21 protein-coding genes are annotated in these 26207 nt (G+C 43.9%); 8 read left to right on the top strand and 13 right to left on the bottom strand.

The window, feature by feature from the left end; genetic code table 11:
- Window positions 1-5 precede the first annotated feature (5 nt).
- Genes QQL60_RS11240 through QQL60_RS11220 form a run of 5 tightly spaced genes read right to left on the bottom strand, consistent with a single transcriptional unit; the run spans window position 6 to window position 8520 of the window.
- A complete protein-coding gene (locus QQL60_RS11240; RefSeq protein WP_284723348.1) occupies window positions 6-5915 on the bottom strand; it encodes a hybrid sensor histidine kinase/response regulator in 5910 nt (1969 codons plus the stop codon).
- A 23-nt stretch (window positions 5916-5938) separates the two neighbouring features.
- Window positions 5939-7204 (bottom strand): methyl-accepting chemotaxis protein, encoded by a 1266-nt coding sequence (locus tag QQL60_RS11235; protein ID WP_284723347.1) that lies wholly within the window; start codon window positions 7202-7204, stop codon window positions 5939-5941.
- A gap of 24 nt (window positions 7205-7228) precedes the next feature.
- Entirely contained in the window at window positions 7229-7777 is a 549-nt protein-coding gene (locus QQL60_RS11230; protein ID WP_284451579.1) for a chemotaxis protein CheW, read from the bottom strand.
- 2 nt (window positions 7778-7779) lie between these two features.
- Window positions 7780-8145, bottom strand: a complete 366-nt coding sequence (pilH, locus tag QQL60_RS11225) for a twitching motility response regulator PilH (protein WP_284451580.1) — start codon at window positions 8143-8145, stop codon at window positions 7780-7782.
- A gap of 3 nt (window positions 8146-8148) precedes the next feature.
- Entirely contained in the window at window positions 8149-8520 is a 372-nt protein-coding gene (locus QQL60_RS11220; RefSeq protein ID WP_040576291.1) for a response regulator, read from the bottom strand.
- 262 nt (window positions 8521-8782) lie between these two features.
- Here QQL60_RS11220 and gshA point away from each other — a divergent pair, with 262 nt between their 5' ends.
- The gene (gshA, locus tag QQL60_RS11215; protein WP_284723346.1) at window positions 8783-10057 is read left to right on the top strand and encodes a glutamate--cysteine ligase; all 1275 of its coding nucleotides are present in this window, start codon (window positions 8783-8785) and stop codon (window positions 10055-10057) included.
- A 5-nt stretch (window positions 10058-10062) separates the two neighbouring features.
- On the opposite strand, the gene QQL60_RS11210 is transcribed toward gshA, so the two are convergent.
- From QQL60_RS11210 to QQL60_RS11200, 3 genes are all read right to left on the bottom strand, one after another.
- Window positions 10063-11205 (bottom strand): FIST signal transduction protein, encoded by a 1143-nt coding sequence (locus tag QQL60_RS11210; RefSeq protein WP_284723345.1) that lies wholly within the window; start codon window positions 11203-11205, stop codon window positions 10063-10065.
- A 211-nt stretch (window positions 11206-11416) separates the two neighbouring features.
- Window positions 11417-12859, bottom strand: coding sequence for an Asp-tRNA(Asn)/Glu-tRNA(Gln) amidotransferase subunit GatB (gatB, locus tag QQL60_RS11205; RefSeq protein WP_284451583.1), 1443 nt, complete (start codon window positions 12857-12859; stop codon window positions 11417-11419).
- Between the two features lie 49 nt (window positions 12860-12908).
- Window positions 12909-13562: a histidinol-phosphatase gene (locus tag QQL60_RS11200; protein WP_284723344.1), complete on the bottom strand. Its 654-nt coding sequence runs from the start codon at window positions 13560-13562 to the stop codon at window positions 12909-12911.
- Between the two features lie 148 nt (window positions 13563-13710).
- Between QQL60_RS11200 and QQL60_RS11195 the strand changes: the two genes are divergently transcribed.
- The gene (locus QQL60_RS11195) at window positions 13711-14220 is read left to right on the top strand and encodes an RNA pyrophosphohydrolase (protein WP_083821400.1); all 510 of its coding nucleotides are present in this window, start codon (window positions 13711-13713) and stop codon (window positions 14218-14220) included.
- Here QQL60_RS11195 and argA read toward each other — a convergent pair.
- Window positions 14217-15518, bottom strand: coding sequence for an amino-acid N-acetyltransferase (argA, locus tag QQL60_RS11190; protein WP_284723343.1), 1302 nt, complete (start codon window positions 15516-15518; stop codon window positions 14217-14219). The genes QQL60_RS11195 and argA overlap by 4 nt on opposite strands.
- Window positions 15519-15637: 119 nt before the next feature.
- Here argA and ilvD point away from each other — a divergent pair, with 119 nt between their 5' ends.
- On the top strand, window positions 15638-17491 hold the full coding sequence (ilvD, locus tag QQL60_RS11185; RefSeq protein ID WP_273178404.1) for a dihydroxy-acid dehydratase: 1854 nt from the start codon (window positions 15638-15640) through the stop codon (window positions 17489-17491).
- Window positions 17492-17524: 33 nt separating this feature from the next.
- Here the strand turns inward: ilvD and QQL60_RS11180 are convergent, their stop codons facing one another.
- Entirely contained in the window at window positions 17525-19309 is a 1785-nt protein-coding gene (locus QQL60_RS11180) for an ABC transporter ATP-binding protein (protein ID WP_284723342.1), read from the bottom strand.
- Between the two features lie 233 nt (window positions 19310-19542).
- On the opposite strand from QQL60_RS11180, the gene hutX reads away from it, so the two are divergent.
- Together hutX and QQL60_RS11170 are read left to right on the top strand one after the other, a co-directional pair.
- A complete protein-coding gene (gene hutX, locus QQL60_RS11175) occupies window positions 19543-19923 on the top strand; it encodes a heme utilization cystosolic carrier protein HutX (RefSeq protein WP_273178402.1) in 381 nt (126 codons plus the stop codon).
- 9 nt (window positions 19924-19932) lie between these two features.
- Complete coding sequence (locus QQL60_RS11170; RefSeq protein ID WP_284452219.1) at window positions 19933-20451, top strand: HugZ family pyridoxamine 5'-phosphate oxidase; 519 nt, start codon at window positions 19933-19935, stop codon at window positions 20449-20451.
- 73 nt (window positions 20452-20524) lie between these two features.
- Here the strand turns inward: QQL60_RS11170 and QQL60_RS11165 are convergent, their stop codons facing one another.
- Window positions 20525-21199, bottom strand: coding sequence for a TIGR04211 family SH3 domain-containing protein (locus tag QQL60_RS11165; protein WP_284452220.1), 675 nt, complete (start codon window positions 21197-21199; stop codon window positions 20525-20527).
- Between the two features lie 164 nt (window positions 21200-21363).
- Here QQL60_RS11165 and QQL60_RS11160 point away from each other — a divergent pair, with 164 nt between their 5' ends.
- Window positions 21364-21798 (top strand): arsenate reductase ArsC, encoded by a 435-nt coding sequence (locus tag QQL60_RS11160; RefSeq protein ID WP_284452221.1) that lies wholly within the window; start codon window positions 21364-21366, stop codon window positions 21796-21798.
- A gap of 5 nt (window positions 21799-21803) precedes the next feature.
- Here QQL60_RS11160 and QQL60_RS11155 read toward each other — a convergent pair whose 3' ends face one another.
- Both QQL60_RS11155 and QQL60_RS11150 read right to left on the bottom strand, forming a co-directional pair.
- Entirely contained in the window at window positions 21804-23618 is a 1815-nt protein-coding gene (locus QQL60_RS11155; protein WP_284723341.1) for a GGDEF domain-containing protein, read from the bottom strand.
- A gap of 89 nt (window positions 23619-23707) precedes the next feature.
- A complete protein-coding gene (locus QQL60_RS11150; protein WP_007143922.1) occupies window positions 23708-25069 on the bottom strand; it encodes an OprO/OprP family phosphate-selective porin in 1362 nt (453 codons plus the stop codon).
- 218 nt (window positions 25070-25287) lie between these two features.
- Here QQL60_RS11150 and QQL60_RS11145 point away from each other — a divergent pair, with 218 nt between their 5' ends.
- A complete protein-coding gene (locus tag QQL60_RS11145; RefSeq protein ID WP_007143921.1) occupies window positions 25288-25761 on the top strand; it encodes an FxsA family protein in 474 nt (157 codons plus the stop codon).
- A 115-nt stretch (window positions 25762-25876) separates the two neighbouring features.
- Window positions 25877-26167, top strand: a complete 291-nt coding sequence (groES, locus tag QQL60_RS11140) for a co-chaperone GroES (RefSeq protein ID WP_007143920.1) — start codon at window positions 25877-25879, stop codon at window positions 26165-26167.
- Window positions 26168-26207: the final 40 nt, after the last annotated feature.

The raw sequence follows: 26207 nt of genomic DNA, 5'->3' as shown, positions 1-26207 counted from the left end.
GACATCTACTGTGTGGGTTCTTGAAACGTGTCTTTACCGAGCAGCTTTTGCATCTGCCAGATAAGTTCTTCTTCTTGATAAGGTTTACCTAAATAAGCATTGACACCTATTTCGAGAGCTCTTTCACGGTGTTTACTACCTGTTCTGGAGGTAATCATGATGATGGGCAGATGTCTGAATTCTTTATCGTTTCGAACAATGGATGCGAACTCAAATCCATCCATGCGGGGCATCTCAACGTCTAACAGAATGATGTCCGGTTTTTGTTCATGTAATTGCGACAGAGCATCCACGCCATCACGAGCTGTCATGACTTCAAAACCGATTCGACGTAGTAAATTGCCTGTGGCCTTGCGCATCGTAATCGAGTCATCAACGACCATGGCTGTTGGTAATCTGTCCTGTAATTGCTCTAACTCTCGTTCAAGATTAATTGCATCGTCAGTATCCAGCGTGATGTGTTGACTGCTATCCATTAATGTCGGGATATCCAGAATAAATACCACATGACCATCACCCAGAATGGTAGCACCATTGATTGCGGAGATATGTCCAAGCTGAGTACCGACTGACTTGATGACAATTTCACGATTACTGACAATATCATCGACTAACAGGGCAATGCGCAAATCACCTGAGCGGAACAGCAGTAGCGGCATTTGATGTTTTAAGTTATCAGACAGTGACAATGGCTTGTCGAGTAATGAGCTGAGCGGCATAAACCGATATTTCTCTCCATGGAAATCATAGTGCGGTTTATGCGTGCCTAACATCAGTTTGATATCGCGAACGCTAATGCGCTGACCAGCGTTTATGGTGTTAAGCGGTAAGGCATATTGCTCATCTTGAACTCGAATGAGCAGGGCCTGAATGACCGACAATGTCAGCGGCAGACGAATAATAAAGGTGCTGCCTTTGCCACGTTCAGACTTGATGCTGAGGCGACCTTTCATGCCACGAATCTCATTACTGACGACATCCATGCCAACACCGCGGCCAGCAAGTTGAGAAACATTGTCTGCGGTGCTAAAGCCTGAACTCAGAATTAATTGTATCAATTCATCATCTGATGGCATGTTATCGTGACTGATGAGGTTCATCGATAATGCTTTTTCACGAACCTTGTCTATATTGATACCTTGGCCGTCATCACTGATATTGATGACAATCTCAGAACCCTCACGAGTGATCACCAATGACAGCAGTCCATTGTCTGGTTTGCCATTATTGATACGTTCGTCACTATCTTCAATACCATGCGCAATCGCGTTGCGAAGAATATGTTCCAGCGGTGCGACAAGTCGATCCAGAATGGTTCTGTCTATATCCAGCTCTGAGCCTCGGATCTTTAACTCTACTTTTTTGCCCAGCTCGGATGCTGTTTGTCTGACAATTCGTTCCAGTCTGCCAACGATGCCACTAAAGGGCAAAAGTCGCGTAGTCATCAAGCCTTGTTGTAAGTCAGTGTTCAGTCGAGACTGTTGAAGTAATATTGCATCAGTCTCTCTCACCAGCGTGTTCATTGAATGGCTGATGTCATGTAAGTCGATAACACTCTCTGTCAGACTGCGTGAGAGTTGTTGAATCATCGAGAATCGATCTAATTCTAGAGGGTCAAAATCTGATTCGTTTTTGATCCGTTCATCTTCGTAACGGAAAAGAATCTGGGTTTCCGTTTCAATCTCTAAATTACGTAACTGATCATGCAGGCGGGCAACGGTTTCTTCCATTTCATGCAGCTGCTGACGAAGCGCAACATGTTGTTGTGTTACACGATCACGAGAAATACTCACTTCACCAGCAAAATTAGTCAGATAATCCAGAAGATCAGCTCTTACCCTGACTTGCTCAACATGTTGTGGGGTAACGGCGACATCTGTTTGCGATGGTGCAACAGGTAAAATATCAGCTGACCCATCCGCATCGTGCTCGGCTTGTTTCACTTTTTCAGGGGCAGGTAATGGCCTGTCTTCAATATGTAAATCTTGACCTTGTGTGCGTGCAGTGATTTCAGCAATCAGTGATAAAGCGGTTTTGACGGCTTGTTGATTAGCTAACTGCTCCTGCATTTCAGCCAACTTATCCTGACAGCGCTGCAATAAATCAAAGAAGTCTTCGTCTGCTTTTTGTAGACCATCACTGACCGCCAGCACTAAGGTTTCGATCTGATGCGTCAGATCTGCCATAGGCATAATGCCTGTGAGTCTGGCACCACCTTTTAGTGTATGTAGATCACGTTGAAGTTGTAATGTGTCTTGTTCAGTGTGGGTATTACTTACCCAAGCCTTGATGATTTGACGACTGGAGTCGAGTAGCTCTTGTGCTTCAGCCGCAAAGGCTGATAACAGATCATCATCCACATCTGTAGGGATGGCATAGTCGGTTTCGTCTAAGTCAATGCCCTCTTGATGCAGCGCTTTCTGCGTTAAATAATTATCAACACGCGTTGGAAAATCAGAGGAAGTTGATAAAGGCTTATTTTGCAACAAGCTTTCAATAAACTGGTTGAGCTGTTCGTATCCCTGCTCCAGTAAAGCATTTAAACCGATATCCTGGGGATGGCAGTGATTGATAAGTTTACTCAGGCTGGCATAGGTATTTGCAATCAACCTTTGTTGTGCGTCCGATGCCGTTTGTTCCAGTTTACTCAGGGTAGCCGTTATCGCTTCAATATTTTCTTGATCAGATGGGACCTGTTGCCATTGCTTTAATTGTTTTGTGTAGTCCTCAAGCAGTTCGTCTGTTTCTTCCAGCAGTGTCATTAAAAATTCAGGATCAATGACTGGTGCTTGCAGATTTCCACCTGATGGCATGAGCTCTGAGATGTATGATGATAATTCAATAAGATCAGGCTGTTCACCCTCTCCGGTAATATGCTGCAGTACCAGCTCAAAGCCTTCTACCACACTATTCATCAGTTTCATCTGATGATTGTCTAACACAACATCATTCATATGAAGCTGTTTGACGGCTTGATCCATTTCCGTCGCAATCATCGCCATGGCTTTAATACCTGCAATATTGGCACAGCCTTTTAGTGAGTGAACTGAACGTAAGACAGGGGAAGTAATTTGTCTTGAGAAAGCAATATCGTTAAGGCTTTGTTTGAGATTGGCAATATGTTGTTTAGCCTCAGTAACAAAGATCGATAATAATTCGTTATCTTCTTCATCAGCAATTTCATCCGCTTCTGCTTCAGATAAGGCTTTTGCTTTTATGTATTCAGAAACACCGGTATTTTTTTGCACAAGCTCAATAATGTAATGGTCAACAGAGCTTAGCGATGTCTGTTGTATCGGCGTCGATAGCGCTGAGCGGAATGCATCAATTTCTGTCAGTCGATTCTGTTGTGCAATATAGCGTTCGACACCAGTTTGTTGAGGTTCTTCAGCTGATTGTTTTTGTTTTGACGCCAGTCTCTGGAGGTATTTTTCAACGTTGGTGGCTGCCTTAGCAGGCTGTGGTTCAACACCCCATTTATCTCGGATATAACGCTCAACGCTGGTAGGAATAATGGCATCTATTTCAAACAGTGGTTTTGCCGGGAATTTCTGAGCATCTTGTTGTGCCTGATACGTTGTTAAATCAATATCCAGTCTTGCCTCATCGCGGGCCTTACGAATTTGGATATAGCGTTCAACAGAAGTCGGTCGATACTGTTCAGGTTGTTCTTTTGCTTCTTTCAGTAGCGGATTGAGGCAGGTTTCTTTGAGTTCATACAAGGCATTGATTTTATCAGGTGTGCTGATATCAGCTTGAGTGAAGCGTGATAATAAATCGGGCAATACCTGATAGGACTCTTGCACCAGTTTTTTCACCAGATGATTATCATCGCGATTGCCTTCTATCACATGATTTAATACATCTTCAACAGCCCAGCAGAGCTCGGCTATGACCGTCGCATTGGCCATTCGACCACTGCCTTTTAGAGTATGGAAATGACGACGGGTTTCTGCCCGGGCGGTCTCATCCTGTTCATCGATCCAGGCGGGAATCTGATGAGCTAATTCCTGTAACACCTCTGTGGCTTCTTCGATAAATATTTCAGCGACTTCTCTATCGATACCTTCAGCAAATTGCCAAAGCTCGGCAGCGGGTAAATCGCTATTTTTTACATCATCTAAAACCGAAATGCTCTGATCTTCTTCAGATAAGCTGATTGGCGTTTCGTCATCATTAGCAAAAGACAATGCTGGCTCAGCATCTGACATGATAGGCTCAATAGCTGTTTCAGCGTGCTCTGCAGCAATCTCTTCTTGGATTATCTCTTGTTCGGCCGTGAATTCAGGCTCAGCAGGTGTTTCGCTGTCACTATCAAATTGATGCAGTTTTGTTTTTGCTGTTGCTAAATAATCATCATCCGCATGACCATGATGACGAATTCCTTCCATATAGAGTTCACAACAGGCGATGATGTCCGCTAGCTTTTGTAATTTAATGGCAGAAAAATCATTGTTACCCTGCTTATATTCAGACAATGTGTCTGCGGTCAGTTTGATTATTTCCGCTGCGGCAGATTGATCCAGCATATCCAAACTACCGGCTATCAAAATGAGCTGTTGTTCTGTGTCGCCCAGTCCATCGCCGTAACGCTCGGATTTTTCCATCAAAGTGAGGGTTTCTTTGATGTTGGATAATTCAAGCAAACATTCAGACATCACTGTTTGGCGTAATTGATCGTTAACATTCGCCTGTGTTGATGATTGGAGTAGTGATTCAGCCTGCAACAGGCTATCAGCAAGCTGGGTTAGATCATCATCTCCCGGAACATCACCTCTGCTGCTAATGGCATTAAGTTGCTCGACCTGATGGTGTAATAAATTACTGGCTTCGTACTCGGCAAGTAGGGCCAGAGTATCGGACATGCTTTGTAGTTGCTTTGTCGTTGATTCAATGGTTTCAACAGTGATGTTGTTGTCATGGGCATGCTGATCGAGCTGATCTTTAATGTCCTGAAGCTGCTCAAGTAAAGCTAGGTGGGCATCGCCTAATGCGTTATCACTCATGCCATAGATACGTGAGCGTTGATCAAAGAAATAGAGCTGCAAAGTGGCTTTTAATAGTGTGACATTAGGCCCACGGCTGCTGGCTCTGGCGATAGCAAGCAGCAGTTGCTTTTCCAGATCGTCTGGGAAGTTTAATTGCACTGCCGACTCACCCGATTCGCTATGTTGCTTGATCGGTTGAACCAGTTTGCCTAGTAAGGGTTTTATCTGGCCTGCAGAGGTCAGGCCTTGTTGTTGAATGGCTTCGATAAGGGTTTCAGCTGTCCACCAGAATAAACAGACTTTTTCCTGATGGCTGGATAATCGTAAAAAATGCACAATCGCATGCATTTGTCTCAGACTATCCTCATCTTGCTTGCGTAACCACTGTAATAACAATACTTGAAAAACGTGACCCAGCTTACGTTGCTCGATATTTAATGCCGGGATTTTCCGTGCCGGGTTAGGGGCAATGCTATCCGGTAATACTACGGAGAAGCTCGGGTTGAACATCTCCATTTCAGTTTTTGCGTCCGCTTTGTAAGCTTTCCTTAGTTCATTGATCAATTCCAGTACGGCAAGTGGATGATCCTGGAAGTCGTTATTCAGCAGTTTTAAATAATTAGGTAATAGTAATAGTGATTTCACAATGGCATCTTGTGCCATGGATGTATTGGCTACTTGATTATTCTGTAAGGCTCTGACGGTTTTTAGCGTTTCATCTGTCAGCATGGCAGCACCAGACATATTAATCATGTCCAATGTGCCTTTGACTTGATAAAGAGACTCGATGGTGTCGGTGAGTAGTTTATCGTCAGCCTGACCATCAAGAAAATTATTCATGGCCGCTAAGGCATGAGCAAGTGACTGTTGCAATTCATCTTGCAGCCAGACTAATGCATCGTAATTGCCTTTGATGAGTTGTGCCATTAGATGACTTTCTCCAGATAAGCTTAGCGTGGCAACTTGAAGCCAGAGACAGACTTACGCAGTTCATTGGTTAACTCAAGTAATCGACCAATGGAGGCTGCACTTTCATTCGTGCCGGTTGATGTCTGCATAGTGATTTCCTGAATAACATTCATGTTTTCAGAGGTTGTCACCGCCGCTGTTGCCTGTTGTTTGGCATTATCAGAGATGTTGTTGATAAGTTCGGCCAATTGATGAGAAACGCTTTCAATCTGTTCAAGAGAAGTACCGGCATCCTGAGATAACTTGGCTCCAGCAACCACTTCGGTCGTACTTTGTTCCATTGAGCTGATCGCTTCATTGGTGTCACTTTGAATGGTCTTAACCAGCGCATCAATCTGCCGGGTTGCATTACTAGAGCGTTCAGCCAGACGCTGAACCTCATCAGCAACGACCGCAAAACCACGACCGGCTTCACCCGCCATGGCCGCCTGGATAGCAGCGTTTAATGACAGGATATTGGTTTGTTCAGCAATGTCGTTAATGAGTTCAACGATGTCACCGATTTGTTGCGAGCTCTCACCCAGACGTTTGATACGTTTTGATGTTTCCTGGATTTGTTCACGAATGGTATCCATGCCGTGAATGGCTTTTTTCACCGCACTGTTACCCTGGATTGCCAGGGATACAGATTGTTTTGCCACGTCAGATGACTGGCTGGCACTGCGGGATACCTGTTCGATAGACCCTGCCATTTGAGTGATCGATGAACTTACTTCAGTAATTTGCTGGGCCTGATGCTCACTGGCATCAGTCAGGTGTAATGCTGTTGCCTGAGTTTCTTGTGCGGCGGAAGCCACTTGCATGGTGGTCGAGTTAATTTGCTCAACCAGACTTCTTAATGCGTCAATCGTGTAGTTGACTGAGTCGGCGATTGCACCCGTAATGTCTTCAGTCACGGTCGCGCTCACTGTAAGGTCACCATCAGCTAGATCGCCCATTTCATCGAGTAAGCGCAGAATGGCATCCTGATTATGACGGTTTTGCAATTCCATTTTATCCAGTGAAACTTTTAACTGCTGGATAGTGGGAAAGCAGAGATTAATCGCTGCAAGCGTATTGAGAATAAATAATACGCCAACCCCAATGACAACAAACAGCAGGTTGGGGTAGATAAGCGTGTAAAACCCGGTAGCAATCAGGGCTAAACCTGCCAATGACAGAGCAAACAGCACGATAAAGGCAAATAATCCTGGCCAGTTCTTACTGTTTTTCAGCGACGAAAATAAAAGCTTGCTGGTTGAGTTCATATATCTTGTCCTGATATCAAATTATTATGCGGCAGCATTAATAAACCTTTCATCTTCAATAAGTTTTGAAAAACTGAAAACGTCCCATTGTGTGTCTTGTTGGTAAACCGTGCCAGTTAGATAAGGCGAAATATCTTTATGAGATGGGGTATCTATTTCATCCGGTTCACGTTGAAAATGTTTAAGCCCATAGACTTCATCGACTAATAAACCGCTATTGATGTCAGCGTCATTAATGACGATGATGCGGCTACGTTTAGAGACTCTGCTTGGTTTGTCGATAAGGTAATGTTTCAGATCCAGCACTGGCAATAACTCACCTCGCAGATTCACAATGCCAAATACCCATGACTTAGCTTTGGGAACAGCGGTGATATGATCTGGTACCGGAAAAACTTCTCTTGAATCGTTTAATGGAATGACAAAGTGATGATTAGCAACACGAAAGCCAATAGCCGTCCAACTTTGTCCGAGCGTTTCCTGCTGTGTCAAGCCTGCGGCTTTCTGTCTACTGCGGCGTTCGATGTCCTGCAGTATGGCAATGATGTCTTCTGGAGATTGTGGTTGCATCATAGTCATTTATCCAGCAACGATTGAATCTGCTCAATGATCTCATCCTCTGAGACCGGTTTACCAAGATACCCTTTTGCTCCTTGGCGGAGCCCCCACATCTTATCGGTCTCCTGGTTCTTTGAGGAGACAATAATGATGGGAATGTGGCGGGTTTCATCATCACGACTAAGAATCCGCGTTGCCTGGAAGCCATTCAGATTTGGCATTACCACGTCCATCAAAACAAGGTCTGGTTGTTCTGTTTGGGTCATCGTTACGGCTTGTTCACCATCTTCTGCCACCAGAATCTGATGGCCATGTTTTTCTAATAGTTTTTGAAGAACATAAACTTCAGTAGGGGAATCGTCAGCGATTAAAATTCGAGCCATAAGTTAATTTGCGTCCTGAGTTTTTTCCAGCAAATGTGTTCGGATGGCACCGAGTAAGTCTTCACGGGTAAAAGGCTTGGTTAAATATTGTTCAGCCCCTACAACGCGCCCTTTTGCTCTATCAAATAAACCATCCTTGCTGGAGAGCATTACTACGGGTATGTCCCTAAATTTAGGGTTATTTTTAACTAATGCACAGGTCTGATATCCATCCAGTCGTGGCATCATGATGTCAATAAACAAAATATCTGGGTGATGAGCGCTAATAACGGGTAAAGCTTCAAATCCATTATCAGCCGTCAGTACATCACAACCAGCTTTTTTTAACAGTGTTTCAGCTGTGCGGCGAATGGTGTTACTGTCATCAATTACCATCACCTTTAGGCCGTTAAATTCGTTATCACTCTGGCTCACGACAATGCTATACCTGAATTATTTTATAATTGTAATGCAGACGAAGATAACCCATTTTTGTTTTACAGGCTAGTGATGACTTGAGATGAATAACGATATCAGCGAGCCCCAATTTCACAATGGTTAAGTATGAATGACTTGAAATATCAAATTTGTGTCCCATGTCTCTTCTTATCGACATTTATACTGTTCTCTACACTTTAAAATCACAAGCGAGCCAACCATGACTTCAGGTGTCCCACATTTAACTACAGCACTCAATGGCCCTCTTCTTAAACTTGAGGCAATATTGTTAGAAAAGCAGACGCAAGTCGAAACATGGTTAAGGCAACAGTGGTTGAAGACACCTGCGCCTTTTTATGCTTCTGTCGACTTACGCAACGCAGGTTTCAAGCTGGCTCCGGTAGATACGAATCTTTTCCCCGCAGGCTTTAATAATCTCAATCCGTCATTCATACCTTTATGTATTCATGCGGCTCAGGCGGCGGTTGAACGTGCCTGTCCTACTGCCAAGCGTGTGTTAATTGTGGCTGAAAATCACACCCGGAACCTATTTTATTTAGAAAGCCTGGAGACATTGCGTGATATTTTTCAGAAAGCCGGAATGGAAGCGCGTATTGGTAGTTTGTTAGAAGATATTAAAGAACCTATGAGTATTGATTTGCCATCAGGTAAAAAAATTACGCTGGAGCCGTTGGTTAGAAATGGTAATCGTGTTGCTGTCGGTGACTTCTCACCTTGCCTTGTCTTATTGAATAATGATTTATCAGCGGGACGCCCTGAAATTCTGGAAAACCTTGAGCAAGAAGTTATCCCACCATTACGTGCGGGGTGGTCTACCAGAAAAAAATCTGATCATTTCACCCAATATAATGGTGTGGCAAAAGAATTTGCAGAACAGATCGGCATCGATCCCTGGTTGGTTTCACCACTCACACTTCAATGCGGAGAGGTAAACTTCAAAGAAAAATCGGGAATAGAATGTCTGGCCAGAAATGTAAATAATTTATTGGCCTCTATTCGTGCCAAGTACGCTGAATACGATATCGACAGAGAACCTTTTGTGGTAGTGAAAGCGGACTCTGGTACGTATGGCATGGGAATCATGACGGTCAAAAGTGCTGAGGAAATTGAGAACCTTAATCGTAAACAGCGAAATAAAATGTCATCGGCAAAAGAAGGCTTAATTGTTGATAATGTCTTGGTGCAAGAAGGGGTCTATACCTTTGAAACTTTGGGGTCAGAAAAAGCGGTGGCTGAACCCGTTATTTATATGATGGATCACTATGTCATTGGTGGATTTTATCGAGTGCACACCGGACGTGGCGTGAATGAGAATTTAAATGCGCCGGGCATGCATTTTGAGCCATTAGCCTTTGCTCAGTCTTGTAGTACACCGGACCAAAGCGATCTGCCCGATGCTGAACCTAATCGTTTTTATGCCTATGGTGTGATTGCCAGACTGGCATTATTAGCGGCGGCAAGAGAAATCGCCTGATTAAATCAGGCGTTGTGCTCACTTAAATAGGCGATAGTCATTGTCTGGTTATGTAACAGGCTATGACTGTCATCTTCTCCAGAACAGATTTCACCGTTGGAATAAAACCCGGTAATACCTGTCTGCATACCTAGTAGCCTCTGAACAGCAAAGACTTCATCTGAGACTTGTGATTCCATCACCAGTTTACGACCGACACAGCTCACACAAATCGCTAGTGCTTTGTCATTGATATTCACGTCTTTTTGCAGAATCTGTCTGGCAGCTTCACTGGCACCTAAAACCAAACGATCATGGTCTGATTTCAGAAAACGTACTGTTGAACCTTCTTTAATATTACCGGCGAAGGTCAGACTGTTTTCTTTTTCATTAATGGCGAGCAATGTTCTGATGACATTAACATTCTTCTCATCCATGATGGCAAATGGGAAATTCAGCCCGGAAGCCGGTAATTGATTAGCGTAATAACCGATATACATTTTATAAAGAGGTAAAGCCGGTTTATTATCCAGCTCATACACCACATTTTTGTTTGAACGCGTAATTTGTCTGGGGGGGCCATACGGCTGCCAGCCACCTAAGGCTCCACTGGTGACGATGGCATCCTCACCGTAAATACCAACAGCAATCACTACACGATCCTGAATTTTGTCATTATTGATTAACAGGGTCTGTTTAAATGCCGCAGAGTCACCTGCTAATCCCCCTGTGATAGGAACGTTTGGTAAAATTTCCTGAAGGCCTTCTACTAACTCTGAACCATTGACATTTAAACCATCACTGAGCACAAAGACGCCTTTCAGATCGTCCATTTTTAATTCAGCAGCGATTTGTGCACCCAGCGCATGAGACTGTTCCATACTATTCACTGGCTTGCTAATAAACCGGAGGGTGCTTCGTTCCCATTGCATGGCCGTGATATGGATGCTGTCGTCATAAACGCCATCACTAGTAATCTCGCCGGAAGTGGTGCAGCCAATGATTTCTGCGTTTGGATAGCGTTTTTTTATGGTTTTAGCGAAACCTTTATCATTGAAGCGGTTCACAGAACCGAAAACGAGAACCCAATTGGCTTCAGGTAAGGGAGAGGCCGACGGTAATTTATTCAAACCCGTCTTGGCGGGGAGGTGCTCCTGTACAAACTTCATTGGTGGGTGAACCTTTGCTCCATCATTGGCTTTTAGCGCCGTTGTCAAAAAAGCGTAACAAATCCATCAAGTGATACTACATCGTTTAGTGGTCAAGGGGAATCAGGTGAACAGGAATTTGTGAGCTGCCTCACAATGAGAACGTAAAATTGAAAATAAAAAAGCCGCATAAATGCGGCTTTTTCGGTTTCGCTTGGATCAGGATATTGATTTACCCGTTAAGTTTTTTCTGCAGTAATTCATTGACCTGGGCCGGGTTGGCCTTGCCTTTTGATGCTTTCATGATTTGACCTACAAAGAAGCCAATGAGCTGTTCCTTGCCATCGCGGTATTGTTGAACTTGATCGGGGTTATTTGCCAGAACCTCATCCACCATCGCTTCAATAGCGCCAGTGTCAGTAACTTGTTTCAGGCCTTTGCTTTCAATGATTTCATCCGCATCTTTGCCTTCACCTGCCCATAATGCTTCAAACACTGTTTTAGCAATCTTGCCTGAGATGGTGTTGTCAGTGATTCGGTTTAATACGCTAGCAAGTTGTTCTGCGCTGACAGGGGATTCTGAGATATCCAGATTAGCCTTGTTTAAGGCACCTGAGACATCACCGATGACCCAGTTAGCACATTGTTTCGGATCCTTACCACCCGTGGCAGCCAGCAATGACTCAAAGTAAGTAGCGAGTTCACGGCTGCTTGTCAGTACTGAAGCATCATAAAGAGATAAACCTAACTCGTTAACAAAACGGTCGCGTTTTTCATTCGGTAATTCAGGCAATGTTGCTTTAATCTCGTTGATGGTCACTTCATCAATAATAAGCGGTAGCAAATCCGGATCGGGGAAGTAACGGTAATCATTCGCTTCTTCTTTGCTACGCATAGCACGGGTTTCATTTTTGTCTGCATCATACAGACGGGTTTCCTGAATCACTTCACCGCCGGATTCCAGAACATCAATTTGACGCTCGATTTCATAATTGATTGCACGTTCGACGTTACGGAAAGAGTTGATGTTTTTCAGTTCAGCTCGGGTACCAAATTTTTCCTGGCCTTTGGGACGAACAGAAACGTTGGCATCACAACGGAAGGAGCCTTCCTGCATATTGCCATCACAGATCTCGAGATAGCGAACCAGAGAGTGAATTTTTTTCATGTAGGCAACGGCTTCTTTTGCACTACGCATGTCGGGTTCAGAAACAATCTCTAATAAAGGCGTGCCGGCACGGTTTAAATCAATACCTGTTTCGCCATCAAAGTCTTCATGCAGCGATTTACCGGCATCTTCTTCAAGGTGAGCACGAGTGATGCCAATGACTTTTTCTGTGCCATCTTCCAGCTCAATATTGATATGGCCTTTACCAACCACGGGTAGCTCATATTGGCTGATTTGATAGCCTTTAGGTAAATCAGGGTAGAAGTAGTTTTTACGCGCAAAGACTGAGCGATCAGAGATTTCAGCATCAACGGCGAGGCCAAATTTAATCGCCATTCTGACGGCTTCGGCGTTGAGTACAGGTAATACGCCCGGTAAACCTAAATCAACAGCACATGCTTGTGTGTTGGGTTCCGCACCGTATGCGGTGGCAGCACCAGAGAAAATTTTAGATTTGGTGGCGAGTTGGGTATGAATTTCTAACCCAATAACAACTTCCCATTCCATATTGACGGCCTGATTATGAATGATAAAAAACGATGAATTGTAACAATTATTAACGCAAACTGAGAATTTTCCAGCCTTTTTCCTTGGCGACAGCCGCAAGCTTGTCATCCGGATCAACAGCCACGGCAGTATCCACTAATTCTAGTAACGGAATATCATTATGGGAGTCACTGTAAAAAATACTGTTTTCCATATCTTCATCCCGATGGTTTAACCACATTTTCAAACGTTCGATTTTGCCATGCTGGAATGACGGCGTGCCGGAGACTTTGCCGGTAAATGCACCGTTGATCATTTCAGGTTCGGTTCCAATCAGGTGTTCAATACCCAGCAGTTCGGCAATAGGTTGAGTCAGAAAACTATTGGTGGCAGTAATAATCAATAAGGTATCACCCTGAGCACGATGTTTTTCGATGAGCTCAATACCCGCTGGCAATATAATCGGCTTAATTTTTTCTTCCAGATAAGCCGCGCGCCAAGATTCTAATTCCTGCATAGAGTGATTGGCATAAGGAGTAAATACAAATTCCAGAAATTCGTAGATATCCAAGGTGCCGTTGACGTATTGCTGATAGAAATGATCATTGGCAGTTCTGTATGCCGCCTCATCTACAATGCTATTTTCACACAGGTATCGGCCCCATAAATAGTCGCTATCACCAGCCAATAAAGTATTGTCTAAATCAAAAATTGCCAACGCCATGATGCAGGAAAAGTCTCCGTTTTAATCAAAAATACGACTATTGTATGTCAAAATGCATTGCATACTGACAGTGCTTTTAATAATCTAATCACTAATTGAGAATAAACCGCTGGGGGCGATTGCGCTCAGCCAGCCAGAGACTTAAGTCGTGATTGATAAAGATGGCTTCAGGCCTAATGTAGGGATAATACTCTGCAACGAAGAGAATCAGGTGTTGTGGGCGCAACGTGCGCAACATGATTCGTGGCAGTTTCCGCAGGGGGGGATTAAATCCCATGAAACTCCTGAGCAAGCGGCTTATCGTGAACTTACGGAAGAGGTGGGTTTACTGCCAGAACATGTTGAGTTAATTGCTTCCACTCGCGGGTGGTTGCGTTACAGGTTGCCAAAACGTTACCTGCGATACGGTAATAAGCCGCTTTGCATTGGCCAGAAGCAGCGCTGGTTTTTAATGCGCTTCACCGGCAAGGAAGAAGACGTCAAACTCAACCTGCATGAAAAACCGGAGTTTGATGACTGGCGTTGGGTCGATTACTGGACCCCTGTTGATGAAATCGTGTTTTTTAAACGTCGCGTTTATGAAAAAGCATTACACGAATTCGCGCCATTGTTATTCCCCGAGTACCGTCGCAAGCTAAGTAATAAAAAGAATCGCTAAGCCAGCTGCTTTCTAAACACCCGTGAATTACGGTGGTAGTTATACAGCGCTTGCTTGGCTACGGGGAGGTCTGCAATATCTGCAGGCTTGAAACCTTGTTCCAAAAACCAATGCGCTGTTTGTGTGGTGAGCACACAGAGATGATTGATGCCTTGCGCCTGAGCGGATTGCTCCAATACCGCTAATAATTGTTTACCCCGACCATGGCTTTGATAGTGATTGGAAACAGCAAGGCAAGCGAGCTCAGCCATATCATTTTCAGGATAAGGGTAGAGCGCAGCACAAGCGACCACACTGCCATCACGTTCCATCACGGTGAAATGATCAATTTCACGTTCGAGCAATTCTCTGGACCGTTTTACGACAATGCCTTTTTCTTCCAATGGCTGGAGTAATTCTAATATTCCGCCGACGTCATCGATCACCGCTTGTCTTGTGGTTTCGAACGAGGTCGCGGTGACCAGGGTGCCGGCACCATCACGACTAAATAGTTCTTGTAACAATACGCCATTGATGGCTCTGTCCAGAATATGAACCCGAGTCACACCGGCTTTACATGCCTTGACCGCGGCGGGTAATGAGGGATGAGAAGACAACGTTTTTTGTGCTTCATCAACTGTCAGTTCACGAGGCATGGCCTGGTTACTGTGACCAATAAAAATGAGTTTGTCAGCGCGAAGTGCTGTCGCAACTTCGGTAGCGATAGATTCTGCTGACACATTAAAGCTTTCACCGGTTAATGAGTAACCTAGCGGCGGGAGTAATACGATATTTCCCGCTGCTAACTGCTGGTTAATACCTTCGCTATCAATGCGACGAACTTCACCAGTATGACCAAGATCCACACCATCAATAATGCCTGCCGGTCTGGCGATAACTAAATTGCCACTGATGCAGCGAATGCGAGCATCGGCCATCGGAGTATGAGGTAAACCAAAAGATAATTTCGATTCAATGTCGAGGCGAAGTTTACCAATTGCTGCTTTGGCGATAACGAGACTGACATCATCAGTGACTCGCAAACCACTGTGATAACGGACAGGAACATTCTGTTGAATGCAACTTGCTTCAATTTGCGGTCTGGCACCGTATACCAGTACAAGTTTGATTCCTAAACTATTAAGAATAGAGATATCATGCAGTAACGGTTCAAACTCTTGGCTATCGATAGTTTCGCCATCAAAAGCAATGACAAATGTAGCGCCACGATGACTATGAATATAAGGCGCGGCAGTACGAAACCAGCTTGTTGTTGTGGCTAAGTTTTGTGGCGTAACAGGCTTTACAGTGTCATTCATTAATGTTCTTTTTTATCTCAGACTCAGCACGCTTGCCAAGTGTCGTGTAAAATTTATCAGATTATTACCGTGTGATCTAAGGGTTACATGGAGCAAAACAGATTTTGGAGAGATTTCGCATGCCTCAATATCGTTCAAGAACATCTACTGCCGGCAGAAATATGGCTGGTGCACGCGCCTTGTGGCGGGCTACAGGAATGAAAGATGATGATTTCAACAAGCCTATCATCGCCGTAGCTAACTCGTTTACGCAATTTGTTCCAGGACATGTTCACTTAAAAGATCTGGGTCAACTGGTTGCGCGCGAAATTGAAAAAGCGGGCGGTGTTGCGAAAGAATTTAATACCATTGCCGTTGATGACGGTATCGCCATGGGGCATGGTGGCATGTTGTACAGTTTGCCATCGCGCGACATTATCGCTGACTCTGTTGAGTATATGGTTAACGCGCACTGTGCTGATGCGATTGTCTGTATTTCAAATTGCGACAAAATCACACCTGGGATGTTAATGGCCGCCATGAGGCTGAATATTCCGGTTATTTTTGTTTCAGGTGGCCCGATGGAAGCCGGTAAAACAAAATTGGCCGGCAAAGACGTCAAACTGGATCTGGTTGATGCCATGGTTCAAGCGGCGGATGAGCATGTCAGCGATGCTGATGTTGAGCAGGTTGAGCGTAGCGCCTGTCCGACATGTGGTTCATGTTCAGGTATGTTCACGGCAAACTCAATGAACTGTCTGACAGAAGCCTTAGGGTTGTCTTTACCTGGGAATGGCTCTTTATTAGCGACCCATGCGGATCGGGAAGAACTGTTTCTGGAAGCAGGTCGTCGTATTGTCGATTTAGCAAAACGTTATTATGAAAATGACGAAGTTGACGTACTGCCACGTTCGATTGCAACTAAAGCCGCGTTTGAAAATGCCATTGCTCTGGATATCGCGATGGGTGGTTCGACCAATACCGTACTGCATTTATTAGCTGCGGCGAATGAAGCGAAAGTCGATTTCACCATGGCAGATATTGACCGCATGTCTCGTAAAATCCCGAATTTATGTAAAGTCGCACCCGCTACTAATAAATACCATATGGAAGATGTACATCGTGCTGGTGGTGTCATTTCAATTCTTGGTGAATTAGCCGCTGGTGGTTTGTTACATACTGATATACCCACCGTTCACAGCAAAACCATGGGTGAAGGCTTAAAACAATGGGATGTAAAACGTAGCCAATATGAGCCTGCATTGACACGCTATCTTGCTGGTCCCGCAGGTATTCCAACTCAACAAGCCTTTAGTCAGAATTGTCGTTGGCCCGAGCTGGATTTAGATCGTGAAAATGGCTGTATTCGTGATATTGAGCATGCTTACAGTCAGGACGGTGGCCTTGCGGTGTTATATGGCAACTTGGCTGAAGATGGCTGTATTGTGAAAACGGCAGGTGTGGATGAATCTATCCTGACCTTTTCCGGCCCAGCCCGTATTTTTGAATCTCAAGACGAGTCTGTAGCGGCTATCTTAAGGGGAGATATCAAAGAAGGTGATGTTGTCCTTATCCGTTATGAAGGTCCGAAAGGTGGACCAGGCATGCAGGAAATGTTGTATCCAACTAGTTACCTGAAGTCGAAAGGCTTGGGTAAAGCCTGTGCTTTGTTAACCGATGGCCGCTTCTCTGGTGGTACATCGGGTTTATCTATTGGTCACGCCTCACCTGAAGCAGCGGAAGGCGGTAATATTGGCTTAGTTGAAGAAGGCGATATCATTCATATTGATATTCCTAATCGTAAGATCAATGTTGAATTAAGCGACGAAGAATTGGCTCATCGTCGTGCAGCCATGGAAGCAAAAGGCGATGATGCCTGGAAACCTGTTGGCCGTGAACGTGAAGTGAGTTTAGCACTGCAAGCCTATGCAGCATTAACGACTTCGGCGGCGAAAGGCGCTGTTCGGGATGTAGAACAACTCAAGCGTCGCTAGAAAATAAAAAAAGCCCGGTTCGACCGGGCTTTTTTATATCTGCTGAGCGTAAAGCTTTTGGTACAAACCATCCTGATTAATCAATGAATCATGGCTGCCTTCAGCAATAATTTCGCCACCATCAAACACAATAATCCGATCGGCCTGTTTTACGGCACTCAGGCGGTGAGCAATAATGATGGTAGTACGATTTTGCAGATAGTTTTCTAAGGCATTATGTAACTGATATTCCGTTTCACTATCTAAAGCCGATGTGGCTTCATCGAGCACGACAACGCTGGGGTTCACTAATGCCATGCGGGCAATCGCCAGGCGCTGACGTTGACCACCGGATAGCTTCACACCATCACGACCTATGATGGTATCTAGTTGCTGAGGGAGATCTTGAATCACGGTTTCTATCTGAGCAATTCGAATGGCTTCCCAGATAGCTTCATCTTTATAAACACGGCCCATGGTTATATTTTGACGAACGGTATCATTAAATAAAGCCGGGCTTTGCAACACAGTGGAAACGTGCTCGCGAACGGTATCCAAACCAATTTTACTCACCGGTACATCATTAAAAAATACCATGCCTTTATCAGCAGGATATAAACCCAGTAAGACATTCACCAGCGTTGATTTACCTGCACCACTGGCGCCGACTAAGGCGACCTTTTCACCTGCGTTGATATTCAGCGACACGCCACTGAGGACTTTATTATTATCCCCGTATTTAAAGTGTAAGTTTTCAATACGAATGCTACTTGGTTGCCCATTCACAAAAGGATTTATCTCTCTTTTGTAACGAACTTCTTCATGCATACTGAATAAGCTATTAAGGCGAGAGACTGCAGCACTGGCTGAGTAAAAGGAATACTGAATATTCAATATTTCCTGCACTGGCCCCATCATAAACCACAGATAACCAAATACCGCGAACATCTCACCAATACTTAAATTAGAGAAAACCACCATAAACATGCTGACAGCTCTAAACACATCAAAGCCAAACAAAAATATCACAAAGGAAAAACGGTTTGCCGCATCACTTTTCCAGGCAAATTCCGAGGCATGATTTCTCACTTGCCGAGCATTATCGATAACACGAAGTAGATAATGTTTTTCACGGTTAGCGGTACGTATTTGTTGAATACCATCCAGTGTTTCAGTCAGGCTCTGTTGGAAAATTTCAAAGGCGGCATTTTCTTTCTTTTTAAGCTCTTTGACATGTTTACCGACCACCATAGTGAAATAAATCACTAATGGATTCATAAACAAAATCAGTAAGGCCAGTTGCCAGTGCAAAAACAGCAATATGACTGCGGTGCCGATAATACTCAGTGTTGCTACAATAAACCGACTGATGGTGTTACCAATAAAGTTATCAATCACTTCAATATCGGTCACAAAATGTGATGCGATACCGGCGCTACCGCGCGTTTCATATTCACTTATGGCAATTCTGCCCAGTCGTTTGATGAGTTTTTGCCGTATGCGGAAGGTGATGCGTTTGGCAATCAGCGTGAAATAACGTGATTGAGCGACGTTTAAAATAACCGACGCCACACGCAATACCAAAGTAAATAACAATACCGCCATGATATATAAAACTGGTCCATGCCAGCTGTCGGGGCTGAAGTGTTGAATAAAGGCGACAGTTGGACCAGGTTCATTGAGCAACACTTCATCGACCATCAGCGGCAATAATAAGGGGACTGGCACGGCACAGAGTGTCGCCAGTAAAGCAATGATATTGGCTTTAACTAGATGCTTTTTATACAAAAGGGCTTGTTTAAGGATGCCACTCAGCTCATAGCTGTTTTTATCAATCATAGATAATCATTAAAATTAGAACGTTACTTTAAGGTTGGTGTCAGTCATTGAGAAAATGAAATCTCAATGGTGTGACCATTATGAGTGCCAATTTTTCCGTGGGTATGGCATATAGAAGATTATTTTACCCTGATTTAGTGATAAACAAGCTAATAAGCAGTATTCGTGTTTGACTCATGCATACTGGGTGAATATGCCTTGCTAGGTGTACGATAGGATTTTGAGGAGTGGATATGTCCGATGTAAGCATGCCGGGAGAGCAGGCTCAAGAATTACTAGAAACGCTGTCCGACTGGGGTACGATGGTGACGATTATCATTCATGCTGGCAGTGTGTTTGAATTCAAAGGTCCGTTTCCCAAGGGCAAAGTCGCTGAAGGTTTTTATAATTTAAGTGGGCCTGTGCCCGGTTTGCACGGTCATTTAAACCTTAAACAAGTGAAGCAGATTCGCTTTCAGGATAAACCGCATAGAGGAAGAGAAAGCTATGCCTTCGTTTTTGAAAATGCGGATGATGAGGTGATCTTTAAGGTCTTTCTGGGCCGAGATGAAAAAGGTGAGTTGTTGGCAGAACAAAAACAACGGTTTCTGGCAATGCAACAACACTATCAGTGAGAATGAATTATGAATAATAAAGGGTTAGAAGCTCAAATCAGCCAGGAAATTATGGCGATGGTAAATAGTCGTAAAAGCTTGCTGTTGTCATCATTAACTGAAGAAAACGAACCTTATGCTTCCTATGCACCATTTGCGGTGGGAGAAGATTGTTTATATGTATTAATCAGTGAAATCGCGGTTCACGCTAAAAACTTGCAGCATCACCCCAGAGCTTCAGTATTAATTATTGAGGATGAAGACTCTGCTGCGGAGTTATTTGCTCGTCTTCGTGTTCAGTACAATGTGACCACAGAACTATTGCCAATTGACTCTGCTGACTGGGATGTCGGTATTCAGTGTTTAACCGATCGTCATGGCGATCGCATACAAAACTTAAGTCAATTGAGTGACTTTAAGTTATTCAAACTAAACCCTATCGGTGGCCGTTATGTGAAAGGCTTTGGTAAGGCGTATCAGATTGATGGTGGCTCTTTAGCTGGAGAAGGCTTGTCTCATCTGAGAGATGGACACAAAAAGCGTGCTTAATTGACTGGTTATATGAAGCAAAAAAAGGACGCTCGATGCGTCCTTTTTTTATTGACGAGATAATAAACTGTTATCAGAGGCTGCCCCAGCTATCCTTTTTACGAACTTTTAGTCGCGGTAGGATGATGCCTAACAAGATACCTGCAAATAAAACAGCGGCGCCAATAAGGAACCAGCTTCGGGTACTGTTATCTTTTAAGGCATTGTTTTCGATAACTAATGACTGGTTCTCATGATCAATTTCTTGCAGCTTTTCTTTTAGCTGTCGGTTTTCATTATCTAAAGCCACAGCATTTGATGCGGTACGACGGAGGTCGTCCAGTTCTTTGCTCAAACGTTGTGACTTTTCTTTCAACGACATGTTTTGTGTATCAACGTCGGAGTTTTGATTACTGAGTGATGAAATTTCTTCTTTGTATTTAGCGATTTCAAGTTCTAAATTGGCCACACGCTTTTGACTGGCTTCAAGTTGGTCACGAGCACTCGGTGTGTTGGTCAGATAACGGGTTAACACCCAGCCTTCAACGCCATCTGTCGTTCTGACTTTTGAATAACCTGCTGGATCCGTTTCCAGTACTTCGAGTCGTGTACCAGACTCGAGCATTTTACGGATATTGAACTTCACGCCTTGACCATTCCGCATGGTGATTTCGAGCTTATCAGATACATAACGTGTGGTTTGAGCTTGAGCAAGGACGGGAGTCAACAGTGCCGCTGAGATGAGGATGTGTGCGATCAGTTTTTTCACAATGGACGTCTTTATTCTTTGATAAACAGGCATTTTAACAGAAGCGATGCTGTTCGCTTCAAGTCTGAATTAGGAATTAACAATAAATCAGAATGTTATGTTGCCGTAACGGCGTTGTCATATTGGTTTGTTAAGGTCGGCCTGCTATAAAGAAAGGGTTAGAAATGGAAAAGATTAGAGTCATGTTTTTGTGTACTGGCAATTCGTGTCGTTCACAAATGGCTGAGGGTTGGGCAAGAGCTTTGGCCAGCGAAGAAATTGAAATTAAATCGGCTGGTATTGAAGCACATGGACAAAACCAACGTGCCATCAAAATTATGTCTGAAGTCGGCATTGATATTTCTCAGCAGGAATCAATTCGTGTGAATGGTGAAATGCTGGAATGGGCAGATTTGTTAGTCACACTATGTGATAACGCTGAAGAGCAGTGCCCTCTACTCAGCCCGCATACAGTTAAGGTGCATCTGCCTTTGCCTGATCCGGCCAAGCTGCGGGGTAGTGAAGAGGAAGTGATGGCCATCTTCCGCGAAACACGTGAGAAAGTTCGTCAGCGTGTCGAGTTTGTACTCGAACAGGTTGCTTACGAAGCGGCAGTTTAAGCCGTTTATTTCTCCGTGACCAAGCGTATCTTCGGTTTCTGATTAATCATATTTTTTTCTGTCGCTTCTAGCTGATAGAGGCTGTTTCCAGCTATTCGTTTAGCCATTGATTTTGCCTTACTGGCGTATTCGGTCAGATCAATCTCTGCCTGGATATTCGGAAAGTCTAAAATGCGCACAGCACCTATAGATAAGCTAAGCAGTGAATAAAAGGTTTCATTGCCATGGCGATCAACCGCATTGATGCCTGCTTGTTGCAGATGACGCAAATTGTATAGCTGTGGGTAAAGTGCCTCAAATGCTTCCAGAATCTTTTGGCAACGCTGTCGCCAGTCTTTACTTTCAAACAAGATGATAAAATCATCGCCACCCACATGCCCGACAAAGTCGATTTCCTGGTCGACATGTTCAGTTAACGTTTTAGCTGTGAGGCTAATCACCTTATCGCCTTTACCGTAACCATAAATGTCGTTGTAGGGTTTGAAGTTATCCAAGTCAAAATAGCAGACAGTGACATCCCGATTTTGCTCGATAATCTCACGGGTATGCTCACTTAATGGCACATTTCCTGGTAGACCACTCAGCGGGTTGGCATGGCGAGCCATGGTGATTTGCATATCGGTAATCTGACGTAGCAAGTCCATTAAACTACCTACACCGCGATAACGACCTTGCTCAGTAATGACGAACGCACTGTGCTGGTGATGTGCTTCCTGGCTGGTGATTTGATAACTAAGTTTTTTCAATGGCAGCTCAGTTTCAACGACGATGGGATTTTTATCCATAAAGTCTTTTATGGGTTTTCTTCCGTACAGTTCACGACCAAAACGGCTGGCGTAAAGTGTCATAAAATCATCGCGCCACATGATACCCACGACACGATTATTATCATCAACAACCGGCAACGCATTCAGTTTTAACGCTTTCTGAAAACGATCAGAAATGTGCTCAATGGTATCGTTATGTCTGACCGGATCTAAATCTGTCAGCAAGCTGCTAACAAGGGTATTCGCTCTTGGACGACCTGTTCGTTGTATCGTTGTTTCTTTGCGTTGGGCAAACAGACTGTTATCGAGTTCTTTCTGTGGATTGCGATTAGGGCGGCCAAAGTAATAGCCTTGTACAAAGCGCATATCCAGACTTTGTGCGGTGATATATTCCTGACGAACTTCAATGCCTTCACCAATCACCTGGCAGCCGATACTTTGAGCAATATCAATCATGGACTGCACAAATTGGCGCTTTTGCCGATCTTCATGAATATTCTGCATAAAGTGGCGGTCCAGTTTGACAAAATCAGGCTTGAGTTCAGACCAGGTGCGTAAGCCAGAATAGCCCGCGCCCAAATCATCAATCGCAATCGAAAAGCCCATATCGCGATAATGTTCGGTGGCTGTTCGCATTAATTCATAGTCATCAATCGGATACTGTTCAGTGAGTTCAATGATGACTTGTTCTGCTGATAGCCCCGCTTCTTCAACATATTGCAGTGTTAAGCCGTGTGGGTAATCACTATTTAAAATGGCGACCGGGGTCGTATTGATGAAAAGTTTTTCTTTGAGACCGAGTTGGCCATAGCGTTTGATGGCAGTTTCTCGACAAAGTAAATCCAATTCAGCCAAACAATCATGTTTAAGGGCTGTATCAAATAAGGTTAGAGGTGAATGAAGAGGGCCATCCGAAGGGCCTCTTATCAAAGCCTCATAACCAAAAATCTGTTGGTTGTGTAGAGATATAATGGGTTGAAACAGAGCTGTCAGACGTCCATGACTGAGAATTTCCTGTAATGAGTGATAGTGGTGTAATTCTTCTTGTGTCATCGTCTTATCTTCTCTTGCTAATATCTCCTAATCAGAAAAAAGCCCCACCCTGGGGTGAGGCTTTTATCAGTGCTTTCCAGAGGTAAGGCCTACCAGTAAGCTTGTGCACGGAATTTAAGTGCAGATGGTTCGTAATTTACGCTTGAGCCATCAACTTTCAGGTCAGTAACTTTGTCATAGTTCAACATTAAACGAGTGTTTTTTGTCGGATAGTAGTTAAGACCAACAGTCCATTTGTCAGCTTCGTCGCTATTAGCTGAGTCATCAATCTCCAGTGTTTCGAAACGTGCTGCAATTTGCCATGCACCTGCAGAAGAATTAGGTGAAATACCTGAGGTAAAACCTTTTTTCCATTTCAATGATTCGCCTGTTAAGAAGTAACCAGCTTCAACAGCGTAGCCAGTAATATCCACATCAGAACCAGCTGTGCGTTCTGCAGTAAAGTCGTTGTATTCAGCCATTGCATGGAATGAACCAAATACGCCCATGGCGTCTACTGTGTAAGCATCTGCACCATCAATTTCAAAAGTTGATGTGTCTAAATGACGTGTAGCATCTTTATGACTGACAAGACGTTGTCTGAAACGGAAGTCATCACCGCCGCCCTTGGTTAAATAACCCAGACCAACTTGAATCAGGTGATTTTTATCTTGCATGTAAGGAACGAAAGAAGCACGTGCTGAGAATGTGCTACCGTTACTGTCTGTTGAGCCACCTTCAATTTCACCGTTAGTTAGGCCAGCTGACACTAACCATCTGTAATCTTTTTCAGCTAATGAAAAAACAGCACCGCTTTCACGTGCAGGAGATACGGTGCTATCAGCAAACCATGGGCGATCCATGAATGTCATGTATTTAGAGCTGATTTTTGTGTTTAAGCCGTAAGCGATATGAGATTGACCTAATTTCACGTCATAGGCTAAATCGTTGAATTTGTTTCCGTAGCTGATGAATGCATCTTTGATCGATACTTCAGAGTCACTACCACTATTACCACCGGTAGCGAAGTCTGCTTCAAATTTGTAGCCCCAGTCATAGATGGAACCTTCAAAACCTAAACGTGCACGACGTAATTCAGTACCGTGGAAATCTTCCGCACCTGAATCATCTTCGTCAGTGTCAATCGCATCCCACATAACACGGCCGATAGGTTGGAATTCCCAGTTACCTTCACGGTCAGCAATAACTAATTTACCGTCAGTTTCGATAACAGGCATGTTCGCTGTTGCTTCTTCAACTTGCTTTTTCACTTCAGCTTGAGCCGCTTCAGTTTTTTCTTGATCAGCAGCTGCAGCATTTTTCAACATGTTGTAGTCTTCAGCACTGATGGTGCCTTTGTCACGAAGGACTTTTAACAGGTCAGCCATCGCTTCGTTGTTTGCCTGTGCAGGCAACATTGCTGCACCAAACAAGGTACCGGCAATTAATAAAGATGTAGTTTTCAATTTCAAGGGACTATCCTCTAGGTTGGTTTATCAATTCGGTAAGAGCCGAAGTCCCGCACACCTTATGCCTGTATTGTTTCAGCATGATGAAGGAAACGTTACAGTTTTGTGACAGTGATACAAATCCTGATTTTTGTTGTATTTAGGCGACATTTACGATCAGGGCTTGAAATCAGCAAAGTCGCACCAATATCCATAGTTATAACTATTACGATGGACGTCTTATGTTTCGATTTTTATTTCTCCTGTTTTTAATTATTCCCATCGTTGAAATCTATGTTTTGATTCAGGTTGGCGATGTTATTGGTGCATTGCCGACCATTTTTCTGGTGGTGGCGACAGCCGTATTAGGTGCATTTCTTTTACGTTTGCAAGGTTTTCAGACCTTACAAAGAGCACAGCAGTCGCTGGCAAGCGGGCAAATTCCTGCTACGGAGATGTTAGAAGGTGTCTGCCTGGTCATCGCCGGGGCGATGTTGTTAACCCCCGGATTCGTCACGGATACTTTGGGTTTTCTATTGTTGATACCTAATATAAGAAGGCTTGTGATTAAGCATATGGCAAAGAACCGTCGTATTTTGTACACACAAAATCGAAGTGGTGCTTTTTCACAACAACGTTACCGATCTGATTATCGTGAAGGTGATGTAATTGATGGGGAAGTGGTCGATGACGATGACAAACATCATCTTCGATAAAAAAATTTAAATTTTTTTGCTTAGTCCCCTTGAAAGCAGGTTTTGTAACCCCATTGTATGAGTTCCCTACAATTTAAGTTAGTCATTAAATAGACATTTTTCGGAGGAAATACAGATGAATCTTCGTCCCCTTCATGATCGTGTGATTGTTCGTCGCATGGAAGAAGAAACAATGAGCGCTGGCGGTATCGTTATCCCTGATAACGCCGCAGAAAAACCATCTCGTGGTGAAATTCTCGCTGCTGGTGATGGCAAGGTTACAGATTCAGGCGAAGTTCGCCCTTTGGCGGTAAAAGTGGGTGACAAAGTACTGTTTGGCAAATATGCCGGTACTGAAGTTAAGGTTGACGGTGAAGAACTGTTAGTCATGCGTGAAGATGACATCGTTGCTGTTATCGAAGGCTAATCCCTGGACTCATTTGCTTTTTTTAAAGAACAAGAGGAAT

Source organism: Methylophaga thalassica, assembly GCF_030159795.1.
GTDB classification, from domain to species: Bacteria; Pseudomonadota; Gammaproteobacteria; order Nitrosococcales; family Methylophagaceae; genus Methylophaga; species Methylophaga thalassica.
Note: the sequence above shows the minus strand (reverse complement) of the source record. Positions and strands in the feature narration are given on the sequence as shown.